This is a genomic window from Planctomycetia bacterium (assembly GCA_034440135.1).
Classification (GTDB): domain Bacteria; phylum Planctomycetota; class Planctomycetia; order Pirellulales; family JALHLM01; genus JALHLM01.
This window is the reverse complement of record JAWXBP010000260.1, coordinates 1-9,041: the sequence shown is the minus strand read 5'-3', so window position 1 is coordinate 9,041 and position 9,041 is coordinate 1. Positions and strand designations below refer to the sequence as shown.

General features: G+C 60.4%; 9 protein-coding genes. 8 read left to right on the top strand and 1 reads right to left on the bottom strand.

From position 1 onward, the window contains the following. The first annotated feature begins 126 nt into the window (after positions 1-126). The 3 genes from SGJ19_16200 to SGJ19_16190 all read left to right on the top strand — a co-directional run bounded on the left by SGJ19_16200 (position 127) and on the right by SGJ19_16190 (position 1,762). Positions 127-312, top strand: a complete 186-nt coding sequence (locus SGJ19_16200; GenBank protein ID MDZ4781796.1) for a hypothetical protein — start codon at positions 127-129, stop codon at positions 310-312. Between the two features lie 293 nt (positions 313-605). Next, complete coding sequence (locus SGJ19_16195) at positions 606-1,445, top strand: MBL fold metallo-hydrolase (GenBank protein ID MDZ4781795.1); 840 nt, start codon at positions 606-608, stop codon at positions 1,443-1,445. 50 nt (positions 1,446-1,495) lie between these two features. Further along, on the top strand, positions 1,496-1,762 hold the full coding sequence (locus SGJ19_16190) for an antitoxin family protein (protein ID MDZ4781794.1): 267 nt from the start codon (positions 1,496-1,498) through the stop codon (positions 1,760-1,762). Between the two features lie 98 nt (positions 1,763-1,860). Here the strand turns inward: SGJ19_16190 and SGJ19_16185 are convergent, their stop codons facing one another. Beyond that, on the bottom strand, positions 1,861-2,475 hold the full coding sequence (locus SGJ19_16185) for a hypothetical protein (protein MDZ4781793.1): 615 nt from the start codon (positions 2,473-2,475) through the stop codon (positions 1,861-1,863). A gap of 109 nt (positions 2,476-2,584) precedes the next feature. On the opposite strand from SGJ19_16185, the gene SGJ19_16180 reads away from it, so the two are divergent. The 5 genes from SGJ19_16180 to SGJ19_16160 form a co-directional block, all read left to right on the top strand. Next, a complete protein-coding gene (locus tag SGJ19_16180) occupies positions 2,585-3,739 on the top strand; it encodes a cysteine desulfurase family protein (protein MDZ4781792.1) in 1,155 nt (384 codons plus the stop codon). 136 nt (positions 3,740-3,875) lie between these two features. After that, positions 3,876-4,961, top strand: coding sequence for a DnaA/Hda family protein (locus SGJ19_16175; GenBank protein MDZ4781791.1), 1,086 nt, complete (start codon positions 3,876-3,878; stop codon positions 4,959-4,961). Positions 4,962-5,338: 377 nt separating this feature from the next. Continuing rightward, positions 5,339-6,451, top strand: coding sequence for a DNA polymerase III subunit beta (gene dnaN / locus SGJ19_16170; protein MDZ4781790.1), 1,113 nt, complete (start codon positions 5,339-5,341; stop codon positions 6,449-6,451). A gap of 215 nt (positions 6,452-6,666) precedes the next feature. Next, complete coding sequence (locus SGJ19_16165) at positions 6,667-6,981, top strand: DUF721 domain-containing protein (protein MDZ4781789.1); 315 nt, start codon at positions 6,667-6,669, stop codon at positions 6,979-6,981. Between the two features lie 153 nt (positions 6,982-7,134). Beyond that, on the top strand, positions 7,135-9,041 hold a 1,907-nt coding region (locus SGJ19_16160), incomplete at its 3' end, for a DNA gyrase subunit B (protein ID MDZ4781788.1).

Genomic DNA, 9,041 nt, shown 5'->3' with positions numbered 1-9,041 from the left:
CGCTACGAAAAACTGAAACAAACATTTCTGGCAATCATCCAACTGGCCCTCGGATTCATCCGCCTAAAGCGGATTTAATCGTCAACAGAGCCTAGTGTGGTATTATCCAGGTGGGAATCGAACGAAATGAACCATCCAATGGTCAACTCGATGGCTTTCGGTTCCAAGGGCCTGCAGATTCGCGCGGTTGTGCTCTCCAACAAGGAGGGTAACTATCCGTCGCTAGGCGCCTATAACCTGCCGTTCGACAGCATCAAACACCTGCTCTCCAAAACGCCGCCGCGGCCTCCCTATCGTCCTTGGTTGTCCTGAGATGGACGACAATCCGTACAGGTCGCCGAAGAGTGAGCCGGCACGTCCGACGCCGATCTACCGGCCCGCGAGAACCGGGCCAAGCCTGTTCAAGATTCTGATTCTCGCCGTCGTCGTTCAACTAGCGGCAGCCCTGATCTTGATTCTGGTTTGGGACCCGGTTCATTAACCGGCCCTCCCGTCCCAGCAACGCACTGTTGGGACACGACCGGCACAAGAGGCGCATTTCGACCAACCGCCGTGCGGCTTATACTGGCGAGTTCGCCAAGACTCGCCACCGCCCGGCCGCCTTCATGCTCAAAAACCTCCCCGTCAAGACGCTCGTCCATAAGGACCTCACCATTGAGGGCTATTCCCGCGCCGCGGTACAGACCTATTGGCGAATTCCGGAGTTGAAGGTCGGGTTCGATCTCGGCGCGCAGCCCTGGGCGTTCATGTCGACGGAGACCTGGTTCGTTTCCCACGGGCATTTGGACCACGTGGCGGCGCTGCCGGTGTATGTGGCGCGGCGGCGGATGATGAAAATGAGCCCGCCGACGATCTATATGCCTGAACACATGGTCGAGACGGTCGACAAGCTCTTGAAGCTCGTCTCGCGGCTCGATCGCGGCCGGCTGCCCTGCAATCTAATTCCGGTGAAGCCCGGCGACGAGTTCGAGCTTTCCCGCGAACATGTCGTCACGGCCCACGCGACGACGCATACGGTGCCGTCGCTGGGGTTCGTCGTCTGGGAACGCCGGCGGAAGCTCAAGACGGAGTTCCAGCACCTGGCCGGCGACCAGATTCGCGACCTGCGGCTCGGCGGCACGGAAGTGACCGAAGAGCGCCGCGTCCCGCGATTGGCGTACCTGGGCGATAGCTCGCCGCCGGGCCTCGATCAGAACCCGGCCATGTACGAGGCCCAGGTATTGATCATGGAAATGACGTTCGTCGCGCCGACGCATCGCAAAGAGAAGATCCACAAGTTCGGCCACATTCACCTGGACGACGTGGTGGCGCGCCGCGAAAAGTTCAAGAACGAAAAGATCATCGCAGCCCACCTCAGCACTCGCTACCACGCCAGCCACGCGAAAGCGATCATCGAACGCGCCATCCCGGACCTGTTCGACGGACGGCTGGAGTTGTGGCTGTAGCGGGGTTGCAAATGTCGACAGCGGTGAGCATTGCGGGGTATAATTCAACTATGAACCACACCTTCCAAGCCATTTACGAGCACGGGCTCCTGCGACCCTTGGAGCCCATTGACCTCTCCGAACAAGAGGTCGTCTCGCTCACGGTAACGACGAGGGAAAAGCCGTCCCTGGCCGAGACGGAAGAGGACGAGGCGGCAATCCGACGGCAGCAGGAATTCTTCGAATCTTTCCTCGAAAAAGCCGCGGCCATGCAGGCCGATATGCCCTCAGACGGTCTCAGCAATCGAGACCACAACAAGATTATCTATGGCCCGTGAATTGCTATTTGTCGACACCGGCGGTTGGTTCGCGCTCGCAGTAGCCAAGGATGAGGCGTCGGCGTTTCGCGAACGGTCGTTTGACACCGCAGTTTCGGTTAGCGACTTGGCATGTCGCCGACGTAGTGTAGTACCCCGGGCGCATCGTCTTTAATCTCGCATCGCAGAATCCAATCGCGATACGTATACGTATCTCCAGTTGCAAGTTCAGCAACGACCGAACTTGGCAAACCTACAATCCGATAGGGTCCGCTCCATTCGACAGTCCGTTGACCTTGAATGATTCTTGGCCCTCCCACGATAGTGGGCAAATGGATAACACCGAGTTCAACCTCGATTGATTGTTCGTCAAGTTTCTGCGTTACTCTGATTTCATCTCCAAAACAGCCAAAATCTCCCTGTTGTAAGTTTGGCGGCCGCAATCTGGACGGCTTGTGGACGGATTTTCCAAACGCACGTTTGGCGATCTTCAATTCCGCTTCCAACTTGCGCGCTTCGTTGCGAATCTTCGACTTTTCGCGTGAGGTTCCCTGTTTGCCTTTTTCCTTCAATTCTGCAATCTCGCTTTCCATCCGCGCCATCTCTTTCTCTTGCTCCGAAAGCACGTGCAACACGAATTCCTTTGGATATCCTGTCCGTTGGACAAGTCGCTCGACCGTCGCATCCGGAGCGTCGACCGCAAGTACCAACGCAATGACGATTGCAGGAATCACGTAGCATCTCCTCTACTTTTCAAATTGAATCGTGTCGCTAGTGCAGAGTCGTACGTTTGAGCGAACGATTGTAGCATTCGCATTAGCAAACTGCCAAATTCAGCGTGCCATGCCCCCCATCTACCTCGACCACAACGCCACCACGCCCCTCGACCGCCAAGTGGCCGAGGCAATGCGGGCGTGCGACGTCGAGGGTTATCTCAATCCTGCCAGCCAACACCAGTTCGGCCAGCGCGCGCGGCGACGACTCGAACTGGCGCGGGAAAGCATCGCTCGACTGCTCGGTGCGCGGACGGATTCGCATCGCGCCGACCAGGTGCTGTTTACCAGTGGGGGGACGGAAGCGAACAACCTCGCCCTGCTCGGTCTTGCCGGAAACCCACCTGGGCATGTGATTGTCACGGCGATCGAGCATCCCAGCGTGCTCGGCGCGGCGGAGCATCTGGAGCGGCGCGGATTCGCCGTCGATCGACTGCCGGTCGATGAGGCGGGCGTTGCGCGCGTCGCCGATCTTCCCGGGCTAATCCGTTCCGACACGCGTGTCGTGAGCTTGATGCTGGTGAATAACGAGACCGGCGTCCTCCAGCCGGTCCGTGAAGCAGCAATGTGCTGCCAGGCCGCTCGCGTGCCGTTTCACACCGACGCCGTGCAGGGGGTTGGCAAGTTGCCGGTCAACTTCGCGGAACTGGGCGCCACGGCACTGACGGCGACGGCTCATAAGCTCGGCGGCCCGCGCGGCGTCGGCGTCCTGGTGCTGGCGCATGGCGCCCCGTTGCAGGCGATCCACTTCGGCGGATTCCAGCAAGCCGGCCTGCGCCCCGGGACGGAGTCGGTCACCTTGGCCGTGGGGATGCAGACGGCGCTGGAAAATGTGATCGCCCAGCCCGAGGTCCCGGCTCGCTTGGAACTACTCCGGGATCGCTTCGAACAGGCGCTGCTCTCCCAGTTGCCGGACGTCATCGTCAACGGCGGCGGGGCTGCCCGAGCGCCGCATACGTCGAACCTGTCGTTCCTGGGGGTCGATCGGCAGATGTTGGTCGTGGCTCTGGACCTGGCCGGCGTCGCTTGCTCGACCGGTTCGGCCTGCGCCAGCGGGTCGAGCGATCCCTCGCACGTGCTGGCGGCGATGGGCGCCTCGGACCCGGTTTTGCGGAGCGCGTTGCGGTTCAGTTTCGGGGTCTCCACGTCGGTCCCGGAAGTGGACGAGGCCTGTGAACGTATTGTGAAAAGCATCAACGACTTGCGATCGCGCAAAAGTAGTTGAAAAGATTGTCTGAACGACTCGCGAACCGAATCGAAATTCGCTATAATTCCGGCTCGTCGCCGATCCACAGAACGGGCCAGTTCCCATGGCTTGAAATGGGTCGGCCGACCGTTGAATTTCGAGGTTCATTGCCGCCGTGCCCTCCGTCGCCGCAGCTACATCTTGGGGGGACGGTCTCGCCTTGAACGAGCAGCCGTCACACGGCTTGATGGAAGCGGCCCTGCCCGGCAATCTGGTCCTCGGCGCCGAACAAACGCGCCTGGTCGTCAGCTTGGAGGAGACGTACTCCGCCCTGCTGGCTGGCGCCGCTCCGCTGTACAACCCGATCATCCTGCAGGGACCGAGCGGCGTTGGCAAGACGCATCTGATGCGGGCTATCTGCGATAGTTTGCGATGCTGCCTCGGCAAGTCCGGCGTGTATTACGTTGCCGCCGCGGAGTATGCCCAGGAACTAGGCGAAGCGGTCGAAGCCGACGACGTTTCCGCTTGGCGAGATCGTCATCGCAGTACGCAGTTGTTCGTGTTGGATGACTTGGAACATCTCGCCGGCAAGGAACTGGCGCAAGACGAACTGACGCGCTCGCTCGATTTTCTTGTCGCCGAGGGCCGGCAGGCGATCTTGATTTCACACGCGGCACATGCCCGCACAAAGGGCTTTAACAAGCGATTGCTCGCAAGAATCACGGCGGGGCTAACGCTGCGGATGTCGCTGCCGGAGATTCCGGCGCGCGAAGCAATCTTGCGGGCAGTCGCCGAAAGCAAGCTCGCTCGAATCTCCGATGCGGCGTTTGGACTGCTGGCCACGGAGTTGGCGGATGCCCCTTCGGCGTTGATCGGAGCGGTCACTTACTTACAGACGGTGGGCGGCGGCGCGGAGATCGACAAGGCGGCGGCGCAGGCGTATTTGGATCAACGCGGGGTCGCGCAGAAGATCGGCGTCCGCGAAATCGCCGCGGCCACGGCCCGGCAATTCGCGATGCCGTTGACGTTATTGCGTGGCGAATCGCGGAGGAAAACCGTCGTCGCGGCACGCGGCGCGGCGATGTGGCTGGCGCGGCAGTTGACCGGCGCAAGCTTGGAGCAAATCGGCGCGTATTTCGGCGGACGCGACCACACGACGGTGTTGCATGCCTGCCGCCGCACGGAGGAACTGACCGCGCACGATGGTGAAACCCGTCGCGCGGTGGATGAAATTCGCGCCACTTTGGGCGCTACGCGTTGACCAAAGGAGTTCAGGGAGGGTGCTCGCGTCGATCGACGCGATACGTGGAGAACCTGTTGGCTGGCGGTTTGTGAACTCGACAGATACCAACAGGATGAACAGCGGAAATGCTCGAACGGATTCGACGCGCCAGGCATCAACAGAGATCCAACGAGGCATCGTCAGCCACCGGACGGCTTATCCACGGCGACAAAAGCGGGTTCCTGTCGACGTTAAGGCCAACGTGCATGGAAGTTAGTTCGATGATGCCGCATCCATTGACAGTGCATCGCCCTCTTCTTACTGCTACTACTGTTTAAGAAACTATTTCAGAAAGAGAAGCACGCGTCGCGAAGCTTTCGACGTGCTTCCTGGTCCCTCTGACGGATTCTGTTTCCATGAAGATCACCTGCGATCGTGAAAAACTCTTGGCTGCCTGGCAGCTCGCGCGGAATGTCGCGCCGACGCGCAGCCCGAAACCGATCCTGCAAAACGTCAAGCTCGAAGTGCAAGCCGATCGCGCCACGTTGCTGGCCACCGATCTGGAGATCGGCATCCGCATCGACCTGGCGGGCGTCGACGCCGAACAGCCCGGCAGCGTCCTGTTGCCGGTCGGCCGCTTCGGCTCGATTCTCAGCGAGAGTTCCGACGCCAATCTGCGGATCGAGTCGGATGGGCAAAGCATCCAAGTGCGCGGCGACCGAAGCGAATTCAAGCTGCCGGCCGCCGATCCGCACGAGTTCCCCAGCGTCGTCGAATTCAACGAAACGCGGTACCAAACCGCCGCGGCGCGGCTGGTGCGGGAATTGATCCGTCGCACGGTGTTCGCCACCGATAACGAAAGCAGCCGCTATGCGCTCGGCGGCGTGCTGTTAGAATTCGCGGCCGACAAGATCACGGCCGTCGGCACCGATGGTCGTCGCCTGGCGAAGATGGAAGGGCCCGCCACGAGCGTCGGTGATCACCACACCTCGGAAGGCATGACCATCGTCCCCAGCAAGGCGATGCAGCTCATCGAACGAACCTTGACGGAACCCGACGCCGAAGTGCATATCGCGGCGCGCGGCAATGACGTGCTGGTCCGTTGCGGGCGGATCACGATCTACTCGCGCTTGGTTGAAGGACGCTTCCCGCGTTGGCGCGACGTGGTCCCACAGCGCAATGCGCACAAAATCAACCTCGTCGTCGGTCCCTTCCATTCAGCCGTGCGACAAGCGGCGATTGTGACCAGCGAAGAAAGCCGCGGCATCGATTTCAGCTTCGCGGACGGCCGCTTGATTCTCGCCGCCCGCGCCGCCGACGCCGGTCAGGCCCGCGTGGAATTGCCGATCGATTACTCCGGCAGTGAAGTGGGCATCACGCTCGACCCGCGCTTCATCAGCGATTTCCTCCGCGTGCTCGATCCGGAAAAAACCATCACGTTCGACATCAAAGACAGCGAAGCCGCGGGCTTGCTTCTGACGGACGACGGATACAACTACGTGATCATGCCGCTGGCGCGAGAAAAATAAGCGTACAACCATTTTGAACCGCGGCGACGCAGAGGTGGAATGAGAGGGAAAGTCAAATTTATAAATCCGAATGTCGAATGATGAAGTGCTTCTGAGCGAGACCTTCGTCCCATCAAATTCCGTCATTCGACATTCAGTCATTCAAATTTGATTCGTCATTCGGATTTAGAAATTCGTCATTTCTCCCCCTCTCCGCGGTGAAAGGGAAATAGAACGTGGCTAGACCGCAAGCGATCGGCGATGTGCTCGGCGAGTTGATCTCGCGGCGTGGGTACGCGCGGGTCGAGGCAGGCGAGGCGTATGCGGCCGCGTGGCAAGTGGCGGCGGGCGAGGCGATTGGTCGATTCACGCGCGCCGGCCAAGTGAAGCGGGGGTTGTTCGAAGTGCAGGTCGCCAATTCGGCGTTATTGCAGGAACTCACTTTTCAGAAGGCGGCTCTGTTGACGAAATTGCGACACGAGCTGCCGCAGGAAAAGATCAAGGATTTGCGATTTAAGGTCGGCAAGGTCGACGGTGAGACCCAGCGCTAGACGCGTGCTCCCGCTTCCGACGACGGGCGATGCCAAACTTTGGCCGCTCAAGCCGGCGTCCACAATTGGGAAACAACAGGAATGGCAGACACAGACGATCGCGAGAATACGCCCGAGCAACCAGCCGAAGGCGCGCCGCCGGAGCCGCCGAAGATGTTGGAAGCACGGCGCGGTTCTGAAGATTACTCCGGTAAGGACTTGGAGCATCTCAGCGACCTGGAACACGTCCGCGAACGGCCGAGCATGTACATCGGCGATACGTACGCGCGCGGCTTGCACCACATGGTCTACGAAGTCGTCGACAACTCGGTCGACGAGGCGATGGCCGGCTATGCCTCGGCGATCTACGTAACGATCAACCCGGACGGCTCGGTGACCGTCACCGACGACGGCCGCGGCGTTCCGGTCGACGTCCATCCCGACTTGGGCTTCTCCACGCTGCAAGGCGTGATGACGGTCCTCAAGTTCGGTGGCAAGTTCAGCAAGGGCGCCTACCAAACCTCGGGCGGTTTGCACGGCGTCGGCGTCACCGTGGTGAATTTTCTCTCCGAATGGTGCGAAGTCGAAGTCTGCCGCGACGGTTCGGCGTATTACCAGGAGTACGAACGGGGCGTGCCCAAGGGAGACGTGCGTCGCACCGGCGCATCGAGCGAACGTGGTACGAAGACGACCTTCAAGCCGGACACGGAAATCTTTGCCAACGCGAAGTTCAACTACAGCACGCTCCACCGGCGGCTGCAAGAGCTCGCGTTTTTGAACCGCGGCTTACGGATTCATTTCAAGGACGAACGCTCCGGCGAAGGCGAATCCTTTTGCTACGAGCGCGGCATCATTGAATTCGTGGAGCATATGAACCGCTCCACGGAGGCCGCGCACAACGACGTGGTGTATATCGCCGGCGAATTCGAGGGCGTTGGCGTCGAAGTCGCGCTGCAATACAGCATGGAGTTCACGGAGAACGTCCATACGTACGTCAACAACATCAGCACTACCGAAGGCGGCACGCACTTGAGCGGCTTCCGCGCCGCCCTCACGCGGACGCTGAACGCTTACGGCAAGAAGGAAGGCTACTTCAAGGATCTCGTGCCGAGCGGCGACGATTTCCGCGAAGGCCTCACGGCCGTGATTGCCTGTCGCGTGCCGGAACCGCAATTCGAGGGGCAGACCAAAACCAAGTTGGGCAACGGCGAAGTCGAAGGCATCGTCAATTCCGCAGTCGGCGATTTTCTCGCCAGGTATCTCGAACAGAATCCGAAGACCGCGAAGATTATCGCTCACAAAGGATTGCTCGCGGCTGAAGCCCGGGAAGCGGCTCGCAAAGCAAAGCAACTGATGCGCGATCGCAAAGGCGCCTTGGCGGGCGGCGGCTTGCCCGGCAAGCTGCGCGATTGCACCAGCAAGGAAGTCGCCAAGTGCGAACTGTACTTGGTGGAAGGCGATTCGGCCGGCGGCAGCGCCGAAGGCGGCCGGTTGCGCGAGTACCAGGCGATCCTGCCGTTGCGCGGCAAAATCATCAACGCCTTCAAATCGCGTGAAGACAAGGTACTCGCCAACGAAGAAGTGCGGAGCATCATCGCCGCAATCGGCACCGGCATCGGCGAAGACGCGGACTTGCAGAAGCGGCGATACAACAAAATCGTGATCATGACCGACGCCGACGTCGACGGCTCGCACATCCGCACGCTGCTGCTGACGTTCTTCTACCGGCAGATGTATCACCTGGTGACCGCAGGACTCGTGTACGTCGCGCAGCCACCGTTGTTCCGCGTGAAATCGAAGCGTGAGACGCACTACGTCCAAACCGAAGAGGAAATGAAGGAGCGGCTGCTCTCGCTCGGTCTCACCGACGCGGTCTTCGAGCCCGGCGAAGATCGCCGCATCGAAGGCGAAGCGATGGCCAAGCTCGCCCGGGTGCTCGCTTCCCTGGAAGAATCGCTGATCGCCCTCGAAAAGCGCGGCATCAGCCTTCGGGCGCACGCCGCGCGGCGCGATCCGGAAACCGGCCTGCTGCCGATTTATCACGCCTTCCAAGGCGCGCAAGAGTACTGGTTCACCACGCG